The 17282-nt window shown below is 48.4% G+C and carries 18 protein-coding genes; 16 read left to right on the top strand and 2 right to left on the bottom strand.

Features of this window, described 5'->3' with window-relative positions:
* Positions 1-46: 46 nt before the first annotated feature.
* The 9 genes from rnc to folK all read left to right on the top strand — a co-directional run bounded on the left by rnc (position 47) and on the right by folK (position 7560).
* Positions 47-715, top strand: coding sequence for a ribonuclease III (gene rnc / locus LEUMU_RS0110685; protein ID WP_022952280.1), 669 nt, complete (start codon positions 47-49; stop codon positions 713-715).
* Positions 712-1605 (top strand): GTPase Era, encoded by an 894-nt coding sequence (gene era, locus LEUMU_RS0110680; protein WP_022952279.1) that lies wholly within the window; start codon positions 712-714, stop codon positions 1603-1605. The genes rnc and era overlap by 4 nt, the downstream gene beginning before the upstream one ends.
* On the top strand, positions 1605-2300 hold the full coding sequence (recO, locus tag LEUMU_RS0110675) for a DNA repair protein RecO (protein WP_022952278.1): 696 nt from the start codon (positions 1605-1607) through the stop codon (positions 2298-2300). The genes era and recO overlap by 1 nt, the downstream gene beginning before the upstream one ends.
* A 129-nt stretch (positions 2301-2429) precedes the next feature.
* A complete protein-coding gene (gene acpS / locus LEUMU_RS0110670; RefSeq protein WP_022952277.1) occupies positions 2430-2807 on the top strand; it encodes a holo-ACP synthase in 378 nt (125 codons plus the stop codon).
* Positions 2808-2809: 2 nt separating this feature from the next.
* Positions 2810-3703 (top strand): cysteine synthase CysM, encoded by an 894-nt coding sequence (cysM, locus tag LEUMU_RS0110665; RefSeq protein WP_022952276.1) that lies wholly within the window; start codon positions 2810-2812, stop codon positions 3701-3703.
* The gene (locus LEUMU_RS0110660) at positions 3700-4443 is read left to right on the top strand and encodes a hypothetical protein (protein WP_022952275.1); all 744 of its coding nucleotides are present in this window, start codon (positions 3700-3702) and stop codon (positions 4441-4443) included. The genes cysM and LEUMU_RS0110660 overlap by 4 nt, the downstream gene beginning before the upstream one ends.
* Positions 4444-4470: 27 nt before the next feature.
* Positions 4471-6693, top strand: coding sequence for a DNA topoisomerase IV subunit A (parC, locus tag LEUMU_RS0110655; RefSeq protein WP_022952274.1), 2223 nt, complete (start codon positions 4471-4473; stop codon positions 6691-6693).
* A 13-nt stretch (positions 6694-6706) separates the two neighbouring features.
* A complete protein-coding gene (gene folB, locus LEUMU_RS0110650; RefSeq protein ID WP_022952273.1) occupies positions 6707-7072 on the top strand; it encodes a dihydroneopterin aldolase in 366 nt (121 codons plus the stop codon).
* A complete protein-coding gene (folK, locus tag LEUMU_RS0110645) occupies positions 7069-7560 on the top strand; it encodes a 2-amino-4-hydroxy-6-hydroxymethyldihydropteridine diphosphokinase (RefSeq protein WP_022952272.1) in 492 nt (163 codons plus the stop codon). Before folB ends, folK begins: the two co-directional genes overlap by 4 nt.
* A 15-nt stretch (positions 7561-7575) precedes the next feature.
* On the opposite strand, the gene LEUMU_RS0110640 is transcribed toward folK, so the two are convergent.
* A complete protein-coding gene (locus LEUMU_RS0110640; RefSeq protein ID WP_022952271.1) occupies positions 7576-11733 on the bottom strand; it encodes a DEAD/DEAH box helicase in 4158 nt (1385 codons plus the stop codon).
* A 39-nt stretch (positions 11734-11772) separates the two neighbouring features.
* Entirely contained in the window at positions 11773-12252 is a 480-nt protein-coding gene (gene smpB / locus LEUMU_RS0110635) for an SsrA-binding protein SmpB (protein WP_022952270.1), read from the bottom strand.
* 89 nt (positions 12253-12341) lie between these two features.
* On the opposite strand from smpB, the gene LEUMU_RS0110630 reads away from it, so the two are divergent.
* The 7 genes from LEUMU_RS0110630 to nadD all read left to right on the top strand — a co-directional run bounded on the left by LEUMU_RS0110630 (position 12342) and on the right by nadD (position 17281).
* Complete coding sequence (locus tag LEUMU_RS0110630) at positions 12342-12773, top strand: type II toxin-antitoxin system RatA family toxin (RefSeq protein WP_022952269.1); 432 nt, start codon at positions 12342-12344, stop codon at positions 12771-12773.
* Complete coding sequence (locus tag LEUMU_RS0110625) at positions 12766-13092, top strand: RnfH family protein (protein ID WP_022952268.1); 327 nt, start codon at positions 12766-12768, stop codon at positions 13090-13092. The genes LEUMU_RS0110630 and LEUMU_RS0110625 overlap by 8 nt, the downstream gene beginning before the upstream one ends.
* Positions 13089-14120 (top strand): DNA polymerase III subunit delta, encoded by a 1032-nt coding sequence (holA, locus tag LEUMU_RS0110620; RefSeq protein WP_022952267.1) that lies wholly within the window; start codon positions 13089-13091, stop codon positions 14118-14120. The genes LEUMU_RS0110625 and holA overlap by 4 nt, the downstream gene beginning before the upstream one ends.
* 3 nt (positions 14121-14123) lie before the next feature.
* Complete coding sequence (arfB, locus tag LEUMU_RS0110615) at positions 14124-14537, top strand: alternative ribosome rescue aminoacyl-tRNA hydrolase ArfB (protein WP_022952266.1); 414 nt, start codon at positions 14124-14126, stop codon at positions 14535-14537.
* A gap of 111 nt (positions 14538-14648) precedes the next feature.
* Positions 14649-15260: a hypothetical protein gene (locus LEUMU_RS0110610; RefSeq protein WP_022952265.1), complete on the top strand. Its 612-nt coding sequence runs from the start codon at positions 14649-14651 to the stop codon at positions 15258-15260.
* A 135-nt stretch (positions 15261-15395) separates the two neighbouring features.
* Positions 15396-16661 (top strand): glutamate-5-semialdehyde dehydrogenase, encoded by a 1266-nt coding sequence (locus LEUMU_RS0110605; RefSeq protein WP_022952264.1) that lies wholly within the window; start codon positions 15396-15398, stop codon positions 16659-16661.
* Positions 16658-17281 (top strand): nicotinate-nucleotide adenylyltransferase, encoded by a 624-nt coding sequence (nadD, locus tag LEUMU_RS0110600; protein ID WP_022952263.1) that lies wholly within the window; start codon positions 16658-16660, stop codon positions 17279-17281. The genes LEUMU_RS0110605 and nadD overlap by 4 nt, the downstream gene beginning before the upstream one ends.
* Position 17282 lies beyond the last annotated feature (1 nt).

Here is a 17282-nt window from a genome sequence, read left to right as displayed (position 1 = left end):
GCCGGCAATGTTTCATGCCGGTGACTGAAAAGGAATTGATAGTCGATTGGCAACAAAACTAAAAACATTACTGGGTAAAGAGTTTCTCGATAGCTCACACTTCAATCTCGCAATGACGCATCGCAGTGCGAGCAGTAAGCATAACGAGCGGATGGAGTTTCTGGGTGATAGCATATTGGGTGTGATCATCAGCGAGGCACTCTACCAACAAATGCCGGGCGCGTCTGAAGGCTACCTTAGTCGTCTGCGCGCCTCTCTGGTTAATGAGGACGTTCTGTCCGAGATCGGTGCTGAGCTACAATTGGGTGACCACTTGAAGTTAGGCAGTGGTGAACTCAAAAGCGGTGGCTTCCGTCGCAAATCTACTTTAGCAGATGCTTTTGAAGCGCTGATTGCCAGCGTGTATCTTGAGCGTGGAATTGAAGCATCAAAAGACTTTGTGCTTCAGATGTTCCGGAGTCGCCTAAAGAATCTCCCTGAAGAAGATGAGCTAAAAGATCCTAAGAGTCGCTTGCAGGAGTTCTTGCAATCTCGCGGACTGGATTTGCCAGAGTACTCTCTGATTTCCACCACAGGTGATGCGCATCGTCAAACTTTTACGACTGAATGCAAAATTGAAAGTCTGAAGATTAAAACAGAAGGCGTCGCTACTAGCCGCCGCAAAGCAGAGCAGCTATCCGCTGCATCGGCTTATAAACAGGTAACATCTAAATGAATAAGCGCTGCGGTTATGTTGCGATTGTCGGTCGTCCAAATGTCGGTAAATCTACTCTTTTGAATCTGTTAGTAGGCTATAAAATATCGGCGATTGCCAATAAGCCTCAAACTACCCGAACAAATATTCGCGGTATTTTAACGGAAGATTATTATCAGCTAATCTTTACTGATACACCCGGTATTCACCAGCAGTCTAAAAACTTGCTCAACATGACGCTGAACAGTGAAGCGGTTGCCTCGCTGGAGTCAATTGACGCAGCAGTGATGGTAGTTGAAGCACTGAAGTGGACTGATGAAGATGAGTTGGCATTAAAGCGTCTTAAGCATTTGAATGTGCCGGTTTTCTTGCTGGTCAATAAAGTTGATCGGGTGACACCAAAAGAGCGCTTATTCCCGTATTTGGAAAAAGTAGCGGCGAAGTACGCCTTTAAAGAAATCATTCCCGGTTCTGCGACCAGCAAAATTAATATCGATCAACTGACTAAAGCATTAGTTGATGTGATGCCAGAAGACGAATGGATTCATGATGAAGACAGCATTACTGACCAATCAGTGCGCTCTATTTGTGCTGAACTGATTCGTGAGCAATTGGTTGTTAACCTACACCAGGAATTGCCATATTTCACTGCGGTGAATATTGAGCGCTTTGAAGAGACCGAGAAGTTTGTCGAAATTGATGCCACCATTTGGGTTGCTCGTGAGAGTCAGAAAGGTATTATCATCGGTAAGAAAGGTGAGACCTTAAAGCGAATTGGTACTGGCTCGCGTCACTCCATCGAAGAGTTTCTTGATAAGAAAGTCATTATTAAGCAATGGGTTAAGCTGGAAGAAGATTGGCAAAACAACCCACACTTATTGCAAGAGCTTGGCATAATGTCTAACCGCTGATGCAGAGCTCGTTGGGCTATGTGTTACGCACGCGCCCGTATTCTGATACTAGCGTCATTGTTGACGTTTTTACTCAGGATGCGGGCCGTTTTGCGTGTATGAGTCGGCCAGCCAAGCTGCGTGGCAAAGTACAGCGTGGTCATTTGCAGGCATTCAGGTTGCTACAAATGGACTGGCAAGGCCGTGGTGAGATGAGCCGTCTGACGCAGACTGATGAGCGATTCCGGCATCGGGTGCCAGGCGGTCACTTGTTGTACGGCTTGTACTTGAATGAGTTAATTCTTAAGTTGATTCAGCCGCATAGCAATCTGGATCAGCTATTCACACATTATCAGCACACGGTGCATGGCTTGACTCAGGCAGAAGCGCCAATGTCAGCAGTGATGCAGTTTGAATTGTCATTACTAGAAGCATTGGGCCATCCTGTCAATTTATGGCATGACGATGTTCATGGTCATGAAATAGTTGCTGAGCACAGTTATCACTACAGTCTGGGGTCGGGTTTATTGCCTTCCGTTGAGTCTTCCCAAGCAGTGTCAGGCGTGCCTATTCAAGGTGAGCTCTTAGTGGCGCTGCGTACTGATGAGGCTCTGAGTTTAGGGCAACAGCAAAGCTTGCGACGTTTCTTAGATCGTCTCTGGTTACGTATTGTCGGTAAGCCATTTAATAGCCGAAAATTGCTACAACTTCGATAAGTCTCAGCGACATTTCACTTCTAAGGCGTTCTGCCTGAATACAATATCCCAATTCAAGCGACAGGCTTTGGCAATCCGTTTAAAAACAAGCGATAATCGGCACCTTGTATAAAAACCGGTGAGCGGTGAATGATAGTTGGAATCGGAGTGGATATCGTGCAGGTATCACGAGTGAAGCGAGTTTTGGAGCGCCATGAAGGGCGTTTTGCTACGCGCGTTCTGCATACCAATGAAATGGCAGTCTACCAACAACACAGTCAGCCACTTGCTTATTTCGCCAAGCGCTATGCGGCCAAAGAGGCCTTATCTAAAGCCTTGGGAACAGGTATCGCCAAAGGGGTGAATTTCAATGAAATCGAAACTCATCTGGATGAAAATGGCCGGCCACATTTACGTTTACACGGAACGACTTTGGAAAAGGCCGAGCAGTTGGGCGTAAAAAATCTATTTATTTCACTGTCCGATGAGCAGGATTATGCTGTCGCGAACGTGGTTTTGGAGGGATAACAATGAATTATAAAAGCCTTGAAACATTGGTTGGCAATACGCCTTTAGTGCGTTTTCAGCGATTACCGGGAAATACCACTAACACGATTCTGGCTAAGCTTGAGGGTAATAATCCTGGTGGTTCGGTTAAAGACCGTGCGGCATTAAGCATGATCAAGCAGGCTGAAGCACGTGGAGCGATCAAGCCGGGTGATAGTTTGATTGAGGCCACCAGTGGCAATACCGGCATTGCATTGGCCATGGTTGCTGCGATTCGCGGCTATCGCATGAAGCTGATCATGTCTGAAAGCATGAGCGAAGAGCGTCGTGCGTCAATGAAGGCCTATGGCGCTGAGATTATCTCCGTGAGCGCTGCCGAAGGAATTGAAGGTGCGCGTGATCTGGCATTGAAAATGCAGGAAAATGGCGAAGGCTTGGTGCTAAATCAGTTTGCCAACCAAGATAATCCTTTAGCTCATTATCAATCGACTGGCCCCGAAATTTGGCGAGATACTGATGGCGAAATCACGCACTTTGTTAGCGCAATGGGGACCACCGGAACTATTATGGGTACCTCGCGTTTTCTGAAAGAACAAAATTCAGATGTGCAAATTGTTGGCGTGCAGCCTGCAACTGACAGCGATTCCATTCCGGGAATTCGCCGCTGGCCGGCCGCCTATTTGCCAGAAATCTTCGAAGCGAGTCGCGTTGATAAAACGATTGATATTAGTCAGCCAGAAGCTGAAGACACCATGCGTCGATTAGCGACAGAAGAAGGGATTTTCTGTGGCGTATCCTCCGGTGGCTCAGTAGCGGCGGCGCTTAAATTATCGCAGCAGCTTGAAAATGCCACCATCGTTTGCATTATTTGTGATCGCGGAGATCGCTACATCTCTACAGGAGTCTTTCCGGGATGAGTACCATTGTTATTAATATCGCCACCATTCCGGATGCGGAAGCAGGGCGTGCGATTCATAATCTAGGTGATTTGCCGGAAAGTGGTGTGTATAAAGCCATGCTGCATTTGCAGAATCAGCAGACCGGCACCGCCTTGTTACCTTTACAGCAACATCGCATTGTGGCGATTTCAGTGCTTGAAGCGAATCAGGAAACGGTTCTTCGTGCGGGCTCGGTATTGGATTCACAAGCCAGCGGCTCCAAGTCCTCGGGTGCCTCGGAAGCAGACCTGCTAAGCGCTTTGGCAAAGCTGCTGGAAAAATCAAAAGCTATCGTGACTTGGCGAGATACCGAGTTTGTATTGCCAGTACTCACGTATCGCTTACTCAAACATGGCATTGCTTGCCCAGCTTTATGGGGAAATGTCACTGGTTTGCAAAGCCAGTTATCCCGACAGCAAGCATCGGCAAAAGTCTCTCTGGATGACTTATCCACAGTACTGGGTTTGCCCGGTAATTTAGGGTTGGATGCGGCCACGGTATTAGAGCAGTACCAATCCGGACAGCAAGAGAAAGTTGCTGAGGCGTGTACCGCTGATGCACTAAATACTTATTTGATTTATCTACGCTTACAGCATCAGCAGGGCCAGTTGTCAGCTGCTGAACTTGAATCGCGACACGATGCGCTAAGCCAGTATTTACAGGCCAGTGGCCACGCAAATTTGCAGCGTTATGCCGATCTTTGGCTAAGCCAACAATAATAATTTAACGGAATTGACCGACAGACTATGAGTGAAACTTTAGCACTTCAGGAATATACCGAAAAAGCGTATCTGGACTACTCCATGTACGTCATTTTAGACCGCGCCTTGCCACATATCGGCGATGGCTTAAAGCCGGTACAGCGACGCATCGTGTATGCGATGTCTGAGCTTGGCTTATCGGCTAGCTCCAAGCATAAAAAATCTGCCCGTACCGTCGGTGACGTATTGGGTAAATTCCATCCGCATGGCGATAGCGCCTGTTACGAAGCGATGGTTCTGATGGCTCAGCCATTTTCTTATCGCTATCCGCTGGTCGACGGGCAAGGTAACTGGGGCTCTTCGGATGACCCGAAATCCTTTGCCGCGATGCGTTATACCGAGTCGCGCCTAACGCCTTATGCCAAAGTGCTGCTGCAAGAGTTAGGTCAGGGAACGGTAGAATGGACACCTAACTTTGATGGTACTTTGACGGAGCCTGCGTTATTACCTGCGCGTTTGCCAAATGTACTGCTAAACGGTGGCTCCGGTATTGCCGTTGGTATGGCTACTGATATTCCACCGCACAATTTGCGGGAAGTGGTGAACGCTTGTTTGCATTTGCTGGATGAGCCGGATGCTGATGTCACTGATTTGTGCGAACATATTCAGGGGCCAGATTTTCCGACCGCTGCTGAAGTGATTACACCCAGACAAGACCTGATTGCACTTTACGAGAAAGGCCATGGCAGTCTGCGGATGCGTGCGCGCTGGAATAGAGAAGGCTCGGATATTGTCATTACCGACCTGCCATACCAGACTTCTGGTAGCAAAGTTCTAGAGCAGATCGCTCAGCAAATGCGTTCCAAAAAGTTGCCAATGGTGGCTGACCTTCGTGACGAATCCGATCATGAAAGCCCAACTCGCTTACTGATTACCCCGCGCTCCAATCGAGTCGATTTAGATCAGCTAATGCTGCATTTATTTGCCAGTACTGACCTTGAGCGTAGCTACCGCGTCAATATGAATATGATTGGGATTGATGGTCGGCCGCGGGTTAAAAACCTACGCGAAGTGTTGGTGGAGTGGTTAGAGTTCCGTCGCCAAACCGTGACCCGTCGTCTTGAATGGCGATTGGAAAAGGTTATGGACCGCTTGCATATCTTGGAAGGTTTATTGGTCGCTTATCTGAATATTGATGAAGTGATTGAAATCATCCGAAATGAAGATGAGCCGAAAGCGATAATGATGGAGCGCTTTGGTATTAGCGATATTCAAGCCGAAGCCATTCTGAATTTGCGTTTGCGTAATCTGGCTAAACTGGAAGAGTTCACCCTAAAAGCTGAGCAGGATGAGTTGGAAGATGAGCGTGATTATCTGGAAAGCTTGCTGAATTCGCCAGAGCTTTTATCCAACTTGATTCGTGACGAGTTAAAGCAGGATGCAGAGCTGTATGGCGATGATCGTCGTTCGCCGTTAAAAGAGCGCTCAGCCGCTCAGCAATTGGATCAAACCGCGCTATTGCCTAGTGAGCCAGTCACTGTTGTATTATCAAAAATGGGCTGGATTCGTGCGGCAAAAGGCCATGATATCGACCCTGAAGCCTTAAGTTATAAAACCGGCGATAGTTTCCTGACCTCCGCGCATGGCCGATCTAATCAGCAAGCGGTGCTAATGGACAGTACCGGTCGTGGTTATACGTTATCCGCACACACGCTGCCATCGGCACGTGGACAGGGTGACCCCTTAAGTGGATACTTCAGTGCACCGGCTAATGCCAGCTTTGAGCAGGTAATTATGGGGGCTGAGTCACAGTATTTGCTGATGGCCAGTAACTTTGGTTATGGCTTCATCTGTAAATTCGAAGACCTGATTAGCCGGACTAAAAGCGGTAAAGCGGTTGTTAGTCTAACTAAAGGGGCGAAACTACTAGCGCCTGCCAGATTGGATGCGCCGGTTAAAGATTACCTCGTGGTAGTGACTTCGGCTGGCTATTTGCTGGCAGTGAGTATGTCTGAGATTCCTCAGCTATCGCGCGGTAAAGGAAATAAGATCATTAATATCCCATCGGCTAAGCTTAAAGCTGGTGAGGAATTTGTGCAGGATATGGTTGTTGTCTCGGCAGATGCTAAGCTCGTGGTACATGCTGGCAAGCAGCATAAAGTGATTCAGCAGGATGAGCTAAAAGAGTATCTTGGTGAACGAGGTCGTCGCGGTAAGTTATTACCTAAAGGCTACCAAAACGTATCACGTCTGGAAGTGCAGGCTTAACTAGGAAATTGTGATGGATATTGTTTATATTCGTGAATTACGAGTTGATGCCTGCATCGGTATTTACGACTGGGAGCGCAAAATTCGCCAGCAAATTACCATCGATTTGGAGATGGGGTGGGATAATCGCCCAGCTGCTAACACCGATGATATTGCTTACACACTCAACTATAAAGAGTGCGCTAAGTTGGTTGCGGCCTTTGCCAGAGAAAGCGAGTTTCAGCTGGTGGAAACACTGGCTGAGCGCATTGCGGCTTTGCTATTAACTGAAATGAAATTACCGTGGGTGAAAGTCAGTCTCGGTAAGCCAGTCGCGGTTAATGGGTCCCGTGAAGTGGGCGTTATTATCGAGCGCTACGCAAAGGATATCGTCTCATGACTCAGGTATTTGTAGATATCGGCAGCAATATTGATCGCGACCATAATATTAGTGCCTGTGTCTTACAGTTGCGTGAGGACTTTCCGGATATTGTATTTTCGACGCCTTATGAGTCGAAGTCCGAAGGCTTTGAGGGGGATGATTTTATCAACCTCTCAGCTGGCTTCAGTACCACGCTGAGCTATCTGGAATTGCGCTCTTACCTGAAGCAATTGGAAGAGCGGCAGAAGCGTACCCGCGATGGGATTAAGTTTGCCTCGCGTACGCTGGATGTGGATATTCTGTTATTTGGCGATGAGATTTTAAAGCCGGATTGGGATGTGCCGCGCGCTGAGGTACTGAAATATCCCTTCGTATTATTCCCATTGGCGGAAATAGCAGCGTCTGTTGTTCACCCGGAGCTGCAAAAAACGATTGGCCAGTTAGCGCTGGAATCCAAATTAAGCAGGCGCGGCATTTGGCCGGCCCACTTAACCTGTCTTAAATGATGTCGTGATACGGGATTAAATCTCCCGTATCAGATCCAGCATATCCTTGGCATTCAGACTGCCACTCATATCACTGCCTTCCAGCAAGCTATCCGCCAGATCACGTTTCTGCTGGTGTAACTTAATGATCTTTTGCTCGATAGTATTCTCCGCCACTAAGCGATAAATCGTCACTGGACGAGTCTGACCAATTCGGTGAGCACGGTCAGAGGCCTGATCTTCCACCGCAGGGTTCCACCAAGGGTCCATGTGCACCACATAGTCCGCAGCTGTCAGGTTAAGCCCTGAGCCACCGGCCTTAAGGCTGATCAGGAACACATCACCTTCACCGGCCTGGAATGCATCAACACGCTGCTTACGCTGAGCCATGCTAGTGCTGCCATCCAGATACTGATACGAAATTCCTTTCTGATCCAAATGCTCGCGAATCAAAGTCAGGTGTTTTACGAACTGACTAAATACCAACGCCTTGTGTTGGTTTTCCAGAAGCTCATCCAGCAGCTCAGAGAATTGTTCCAGCTTGCTACTTGGTAAAGTCGTTTCCGGCATAACCAAACGAGGGTTACAACTCGCCATCCGCAAGCGGGTAATGGCTGCCAATACTTTAAGATGATCACCACTGCCTTCGCTCTTTTGACCGGGCTCCAATCCTTCAATTGCCTGCATGCGTACTGCTTCATACAGCGCACGTTCGCCTTCACTGAGTGGAACTTCCAGCGTGATTTCGGTGCGTGATGGTAGCTCATTCAATACTTGAGACTTGGTGCGGCGTAACATAAACGGCTGAATAATCGCTTTAAGCGCGTGTCGAACACCTTCGTTCTTGTCGCGCTCAATCGGCGTCATAAAGCGTTTCACAAAGCGATCTTGGTTATGCAACAGGCCAGGATTCAGGAAGCGGAATAAGCTCCACAGTTCGCCCAAATGGTTCTCAATCGGCGTACCGGTTGTAACCAAGCGGAAGTCTGCTTTTAACTGATGCGCGGTGCGGGTACGTTTTGCGCCCACGTTTTTAATGGCCTGCGCCTCATCCAGTACGATGGTGGTCCACTGGATTTCAATAAAGCGCTCGGCATCTTGTTGCAATAAGCCATAACTGCAGATGACTAAGTCATGCGGGCCGGCATTATCCAGAATGTCTGTCCGCTCTTTGCCGCGATAGAATAATGGTTTTAGTGTTGGAGCAAATTTCTCCGTTTCACTCATCCAGTTATTACACACAGAAGTCGGCGCAACCACTAAGGTCGGGCCTTGCTCTGAGCGATATAGAATCAATGCCAGTGTCTGAATGGTTTTACCCAGACCCATGTCATCGGCCAGACAAGCACCAACACCCCATTCAGCCAAACGACACAACCACTGGAAACCTTGCTCCTGATAGTCGCGCAAGCTGGTATTGAGGGTTGCTGGTACCGCTGGGGTGAAGTCTTGAAGTGACTCAAGGCGGCGCAAGTGCGCAATCCAAGCATCATCCACAATCCGCTCACCAATGTCTTGTGTGAGCTCATCCAGTGCCAGTGCAGCCAAACTACTAATGCGGATTTGACCATCATGAACTTCTGATAAGCTATGTAGAGCATTGAGTTTTTTCTGCAACTGGCGGGTCAGGGCGACATACTCGCCATCGCCCAGCTCAATAAAGCGACCATTGCTGCTTTTGGATAAATCCAAAATCTGACGTAGTGTCAGCACCAGGTCATCATTAATGACTAAGCTGCCATCCAACTGAAACCAGTCATCCGACTTATTGATATTCAAGCGCATGCTGCTGCTATCAACACGTGACTCAATGCGTAGGGCTTCACCTTCTGGCCACGAAATAATCACATCGTCACCCAGCATTCTGAGTTGTTCCAGTAGCTCTAAGCAGTCCTGAGGATTATCAATGACGTACTCATCATCGTAATCGTCCTCATCCTGATCTAACAAAACGCTCTGTTCAAGAATGCGGTGCTGGTGCTGCTTCTCCAGCTCCAGATCGCGTTGCGTGCTGTATTTCACCCCGTAGTGCTCAGTGACCAATTTACGGCGACCTTGACCCGGCGGGTAAAACGGCCCGAATTGACCAAATGGCTTAACACGTAGCGTCGCCCGTAAGCCTTCATCGTAAGGCAGTAAGTTGGCATGAATGCGGCTATCCGCATCCATTGGCTCAGCATCGACCACGCCTTCCAGGTCGGACTGGATATTGATCATCGGCGCTAGCGAACTCAGCGTATCGCGCAATTGCGCTTCGGCTTCACGAGGGATTAACAAGCCTTGCGCCAAAATATCGTGCAAGCGCATTACCTGCTCGTTCTTACGATAGATACATAAACGAGTAGGGGTTTCTTTCTGGATCACAAACTGATCATGTGCTTTGCTGGCAATCACTGGCGGATAAAAACTAATGCGTAATTTATCGCCTTCCTCATTCACTAGTAGCTCAAATTCATTCTGAATAACTTCTAATGGCGTATGGCGGGATTGATCCCAATACAAAGCAGGGTGCTCGACCATAATGGGCCAAGCAGTATTCATATCAATAAAGCAGGGCGCAGCACTGGCATTGCTTAATTGATTATCAAAGTCTGGGCGGTACTGAATCAGATTGCATAGCTCAACGTCTTTAGCGCTAAGTTGTGGTAGTTCCGTGTATTCCAGCTTGAGGCGTTGCAGTGATAGATTGCGACCTTTAGACCAGCCACCGCTCGCTTTGCGCTTTTGCAGCTTCGGCGACAAGCTGTAGTTGTCATGCGAATCCACTTCCAGTAACCAGATCAGGCGTTCTTCGCTCTGATGGATAGTCTGGATTTGGGTATCTGCCAGCATGTTCAATGCATCCAGCGCGCGTTCCCATTTAGCTTTTGGCTTAACCAAATTAAACAGCGTGATGGTGCTCAGTTTTTGGTGCATGGCATTCGCCAGAGCTGCGTAGTCTTCACGCACGCTGGGCGGGCCAAATAGCGATAATGCTTGTGCATATTCTGCAGCTAGCCAGTGGTAATTGGCTTCTGAGGCGCGGGCATGGCGTTCTTGTAAATCAGCAACGATGGCTTCATCCAGCGCATGGCCAAGCCAGTGGTTTGCTAAGCATAAAATTAATAAGCTTAACTGGCCTTGCTCCACTTCCGGGTCAGGTGCCTGAACGCTAAACACGCCAGTGCTTAGGGAGTCTAAATATTGCTGTAATAGTACATTATTTGAGCTAGTGAGCTGGCGGCCAAGAGACTCGCGCGCTAACTGCTGGTGGGTTGCATTGCTACTGCTGATGTAGGCGAGTATCGGCAGGGTAGTCAGCTCGCCATCCAGACACAGTGCGTCTAACGGATTAAAGCTGTCCTTTAATTCTTCAATAACGGCGATGCTAGGCTCTGAACCGTGCTGAACTAATTGTTGGACGGCTCTGGCTAAATGGCCAGCTGGTGTCGCTGAAACGCTGCCTGCAACCAGTTCTTCATTTGCAGCTTCTAATTGACCGGTCAGCAAACGGTAAAGCGTCTGCGTTTCAATCATTGAGCTGTCTTCGGTGGTTTGGTTATGTTGAACCAGTTCCCACAACGGTTGTAAATCCTGCAGCTTTTGCATGCCGCTTTGCGCAAGGTCTTTAAACGAGTCAGCCAGGATTTCAGGCTTCAGTGTGGAGAGTACTTCCGGATCTGGCGGATTACCAAAAATAGGCTCGTAAAATGACTTCGCATCAATTGGTGTTTCGGTGTTTGCAAACTGCTTATAAAGGCTTTGTAGCGTCAGTCGCAGCTGCGCGCGATCACCACGGTATAAGTGAATGCGCGCATGAGAGATGCCGTGTTCCAAGTCCTGCCAGACTATGATGCCATCGACTTTACGGGGCTCAAAGGCTTCCAGAATGCTCGCAGAGTACTCTTCAAATACACCCTGATGCACGGCATCCAATGTGATCTTTTCACGCGACTCTAAGGTACAAGCAAAGCGATTAATACCACTGGTAATCCAGCCGGTATCGACCAAGCCCTGAAGCACCGGCTTCAGCGTATGGAGATTAAAGCTTTCATCACCCGCTGGGTTGCGGATGCCAACCTTTCGTGCACAAATCGCCAAGGGCGTGGCTGCCGTCGGCGCATAGATCACGGATAACAACTGCAGTAGCGAGCGTTCCAGGTCAGGTAGCTGTTGAAAGGCAATTGAGTCGAATTCTGCGTTGTTATCAGTCATAGAGAGTTTTTGATTATCTTCGGTTATCGACAGGAGCGATCAGGCGTTTTTAAGCGTGCGTTGTTTATCGCGATTCCAATCCTTCTCTTTCGAGACGGCCCGCTTATCATGCAGCTGCTTACCTTTACCAAGGCCTATTTCTAGTTTTACCCGATTGTTTTTCCAGTACATGGTCAGTGGCACAACAGTATAACCTTTACGGTCAACCGCCGCTGCCAAGCGTACTAGCTCTTCAACGTGCAATAGTAATTTGCGAGAGCGTAACGGGTTTGCAGTAATGTGGGTTGAGACTGTACTGAGTGGTGAGATGTGTGCATTGTTAAGCCATGCTTCGCCATTTTTCATGAACACATAACTTTCTTTGAGCTGCACTTTTCCCTCGCGAAGGCTTTTGACTTCCCAGCCTTCCAGCACGACTCCCGCTTCGTTAGTATCTTCAATAAAGTACTCGTGACGGGCAACCTTGTTTGTTGCGATTGTTAAACCACCGTGCCCTTTTTTCTTTTGCTTCTTAGCCATCCGTGTATTATACCCCTAGGTTGATTGCGTTCGATACCGCTATTCGTTGATATTTTTCCAGCAAGACACGATTCAGGAATTTTTTTGCTATGCCCAGTATTAACCGCAGCGCACTGGTTCCATTCAGTGCACAGCAAATGTACCAACTGGTTGATGATATATCTGCTTACCCCGAGTTTCTACCCTGGTGTGGTGGTGCAGAAGAACATAAGCGTGATGAAAACCAGGTTCAAGCCTCGGTCACCATCCAAAAAGGCGCTATTAATAAGTCATTTACCACTCAAAACCGCTTACATAAACCCAATCTTATCGAGCTACAATTATTAGACGGCCCGTTTAAAACCCTCAAAGGTTTCTGGCGTTTTGACGCCTTGTCGGAGCAGGCCTGCAAAGTAACCTTCGATTTGGACTTCGAGTTTTCAAATAAGTTGGTGAGTCTTGCTATCGGCCCAATATTTAATCAGGTTGCCAATACCTTTGTCGATTCTTTTGTTGAGCGGGCGAAAGTCGTTTATGCCTAAGCAGATTCCAATCGAATTGGTGTATGCCTTGCCCGACCGTCAAACGCTGCTGAGCTTTGAGGTGGAGGAGGGTACCACATTAGAACAAGCCATATTGTTATCAGATGTTCAGGATCACCATCCTGAGCTGGATTTAAGCACGGTCAAGTTCGGCATCTTCGGCAAAATCACCCCCAAAACCCATGTAATGCGCGAACGAGATCGTATCGAGCTCTATCGACCGTTGATCGCTGACCCTAAAGAAGTGCGTAAGCAACGTGCCGCAGCAGGTAAAGCGATGAAAAAAGGTGGTGATGAGTCGGGAAGTGCTGGCACGTGAATATTGATCAGCTAATGCGAATGCTGGGTGAGAACAAGCCCTTAAGCCCTGTATACCTGTTAAGTGGTGATGAGCCGCTACAAATCATGGAAGCCTCCGATGCTGTGCGCGCGGTTGCTCGCAAGCAAGGCTTTGAAGAGCGTGAAATCCTACGGGTGGAAGCGGGCTTTGATTGGACGGCTTTGGGGCAATCCGCTGATGCGCTCTCTTTATTTAGCCAACGCAAAGTGTTGGATTTACGCCTAGAAAAGCAATCTCCCGGAAAAGTAGGCAGCAAGGCGCTGATCGAATATGTGCAGCGCATTCCTGATGATAAAGTGTTACTAATTACCTGCGGCCGGCTTGATGCTCGGCAGAAAAACAGTGCATGGGTCAAAGCCTTAGATAAGGCGGGCGTATTTGTGCAAGTTTGGGATTTCTCGCTGGCGCAGACGCTGGGCTGGGTCGCCAAACGCATGCGTGCTCAAGGCATGCAACCGACTCAGGAAGCCGTTCGCTTACTGACTGAGCGGGTAGAAGGGAATCTGCTGGCGGCCGCTCAGGAAATCGATAAGCTTAAATTGCTACATGGCGATGGTGCAATTAATGAAGAGCAGGTATTGGCTGCGGTAAGTGATAGCTCGCGGTTTACCATTTTCGATTTGTCTACCGCCGTTACGCAGGGCGATTCCCGACGCATTCAGCATGTGCTGTATCATTTACGTCAAGAAGGCACGGCTACGCCGCTAGTGCTGTGGGTGTTAAATGATCTGGTCAGTCAGCTATCCGATGCGTGCTATGAATTGCGTCAAACGGGTAGCGAGCAACAAGCATTGAGCAAAATTCCGCGCCCCCGACAAAAAACCTTACAGCCTGCGATGCGCCGCCTGCAATCAGCGGATTGGCCATTGATCTTGCAGAAAACCATTAATGTGGATCGCTTGATTAAAGGTTTGAGCATTGTCGCGAATAAGGGTGAAGCCAGAGTTTGGGTTGAGCTGCTAAACCTGAGCTTATTGCTGGCAGGTACCAGAGTTGTGGCGGCCTAAACGATGTTAATGATTAAACCCTATATCGAGTTAGCTGACTGGGAGATAGAACTCACCGCGATTCGTGCGCAGGGGCCGGGTGGTCAAAACGTCAATAAAGTGTCGTCGGCCATTCATTTACGCTTTGATAGTCAGCACTCAACACTGCCGCCGTTCTACAAAGAGTGTTTGATGAAATACACCGATCACCGAATTACCAAAGACGGTGTGGTGATCATAAAAGCGCAGCAGCACCGTACTCAGGAACAGAACCGGGAAGATGCCTTAGAACGCCTCAAACAGCTGATTTTAAGTGCTGTCGTACAGCCAAAGAAACGTCGTCCCACCAAGCCATCACGCAACTCCCAAAAAAAGCGGATGGATAAGAAAACGCAGCATGGTAAAACCAAGGTGCTGCGCCGCAAACCCATCGATTAGTTCAGCAACTCCTTTCTAGCGCTCTCCATATTTTCTGCACATTGCTGGAGTAGGCTTGCGCACGCAATAATTTCAATAATAATTAAGCTTGCTCAACAGGTTTTGCTAACTATGAATAAAATAAATGAATTGATACCAGCGTCAGTCAAGTGTGCGTCACAGATTCTGTTATTGAGTGTGGGGTTGATGACTACTGCCAATGCTCATTTAATGGTGGCGCAGCATGGCACTCTAAATATTGTCGAAAATGGTGCTTTTATGGTGTTGTCATTGCCCGTTTCAGCGTTTAAGGGCGTGGATGATAATGCGGATGGGCGAATGTCTGCAGCGGAGTTTACAAAGCATCGTTTGGCAAGTGCCGAGGTGATCAAGCAATCCGTTTTGCTGTATGACGAAAAAGGCTCGATTCAAATACAGGGTTTGTTGCTGTCATCTGATGCGAATGATCACGGACTGCCGGTTCCGGTGACGCAGATTGTGGCGATGGGGCGTTTTGTTCTACGAACTCCAGCCAGCGCTCTACGCTTTGAAAATAAACTGTTTGGTAAGACGGAAGCGGAAAAACTACTCACCTTCACGGTATCGCGCAAAGCCGATGCTAAAAAGCATAAGCTTGAGCTAACTCCCAATAATTCTAGCGCAGTACTATTTCCATCCACCAAAATGGGTTTGATTAACGATATAAAGCATAGTGTTAATCGCTTGCTGGCAAGTTGGAAGTAGCATACTAAACGGTGCTTAAATCAGGCTAACAATAGCTTATTGTGAAGTGACTAGAGCGGCGGCAAAAATATTTCACTACCAACCCCTCGCACAATTAAATACTATATCGCTACGAATAAGCTATCCAAGGAACCCATGAATCACGCAAGCATTGCCGAATACATGCAGCAAGTTGGCCAAAACGCCCGCCGTGCCTCAACCGTTCTGGCGGCTGCCGAAGCCGCTGTAAAAAACAAAGCACTGTTGGTGATCGCCGACTTGTTAGAAGAAAAAGGCGATTATCTTAAAGCTGAAAATGCCAAAGATCTGGAAGCGGGTGCCGCTAAAGGATTGGACGCTGCGCTGTTAGATCGTCTGGCATTAACCGATGCAAACATTGCAACCATGGCTGAAGGTATTCGCCAGATTGCGGCATTGGCAGACCCTGCCGGTGAAATTTCAGATATGGCTTACCGCCCGAGCGGAATCCAGATTGGGCGTATGCGTGTGCCCTTGGGTGTTATTGGCATCATTTATGAATCCCGCCCGAATGTAACGGCCGATGCCGCAGCGTTATGCTTAAAATCAGGTAATGCGACGATTCTGCGTGGTGGTTCCGAAGCGATTCATTCTAATAAAGCGATTGCCGAATGTATTCAGCAGGGTCTGCAAGTGGCTGACCTTCCAGGTGAATGCGTACAAGTTATTGAAACCACTGACCGTGAAGCCGTTGGTGAGTTGCTACGCTTAAAAGAGAGCGTGGATGTAATTATCCCTCGCGGTGGCAAAAGCCTGATTGAGCGGGTTAGCAAAGACTCGCTGATTCCAGTGATCAAGCATTTGGATGGTATTTGCCATGTGTTTATCGATGAGCAAGCCGATGAAGAAAAAGCGATTCGCATCGCGCTGAACTCCAAAACACACCGTTATGGTACTTGTAATACCATGGAAACCTTATTGGTCGCTGCACCGATTGCTGAATCCATTTTGCCTAAACTGGCAGCCGCTTATGCTGAGCATAATGTGGAATTGCGCGGCTGTGACCGTAGCCGAGACATTCTTCCAAATTGTGTAGTCGCAACCGAAGCGGATTGGAATACGGAATACCTAGCCCCAATCTTAGCGATTCGCGTGGTGGATGATATGGATGCTGCGATTGTGCACATCAATACCTACAGCTCGCAGCATACCGACAGTATCGTTACTGAAAACTACACCAAAGCCCGTCGCTTCTTACGTGAAGTCGACTCTGCTTCGGTGATGGTAAATGCCTCAACCCGCTTTGCCGATGGCTTTGAATATGGCTTGGGCGCAGAGATTGGTATTAGTACTGATAAGCTGCATGCCCGTGGGCCAGTTGGTTTAGAAGGGCTGACTTCATTGAAATATATCGTGCTGGGTGATGGCCACATTCGCCAATGATTGGTGTGCGTGGAGGCACCTTCGACCCGATTCATACTGCGCACTTGCGGGCAACGCAAGAAGTGGCCGAGGCTTTATCCCTAAGCCAAGTGCGCTTTATTCCCGGAAAACTCCCACCGCACCGGTCGCAACCGGATGCCACGGCTGACCAGCGTTTAGCCATGGTAGAGTTAGCCATTGCCAGCAATGAGCGCTTTATCGCAGATGACCGCGAACTGCGGCGCGAGGGTTACTCCTACACGGTTGATACCTTGCGATCACTGCGCCATGAGCTTGGAGAAAGCGAGCCGCTGGTATTGATTTTGGGTTTGGATGCCTTTCAGGGATTTACCAGCTGGCATGAGTGGGAAGCAATAACAACGCTCGCACATCTGGCAGTTACCAGCCGACCAGACTATACTGCGCAACCTTTGCAAGCTTGGGCACAAGCTATGCAGACCGATAATGCCGAAGAATTGCGCAATAGTCCGGCCAGTAAGCTGTTTTTTACAGACACCACCGCATTAGCTATTTCGGCAACCGATATTAGACATCAGCAGCAGGAGCAACGAAGTATTCGTTATTTACTCCCCGATGCGGTGTATGATTATATTCAGCATCAAAACTTATATAGAAAGTAAT

This window comes from Leucothrix mucor DSM 2157 (assembly GCF_000419525.1).
GTDB classification, from domain to species: domain Bacteria; phylum Pseudomonadota; class Gammaproteobacteria; order Thiotrichales; family Thiotrichaceae; genus Leucothrix; species Leucothrix mucor.
This window is presented reverse-complemented; position numbering and strand designations above follow the sequence as displayed.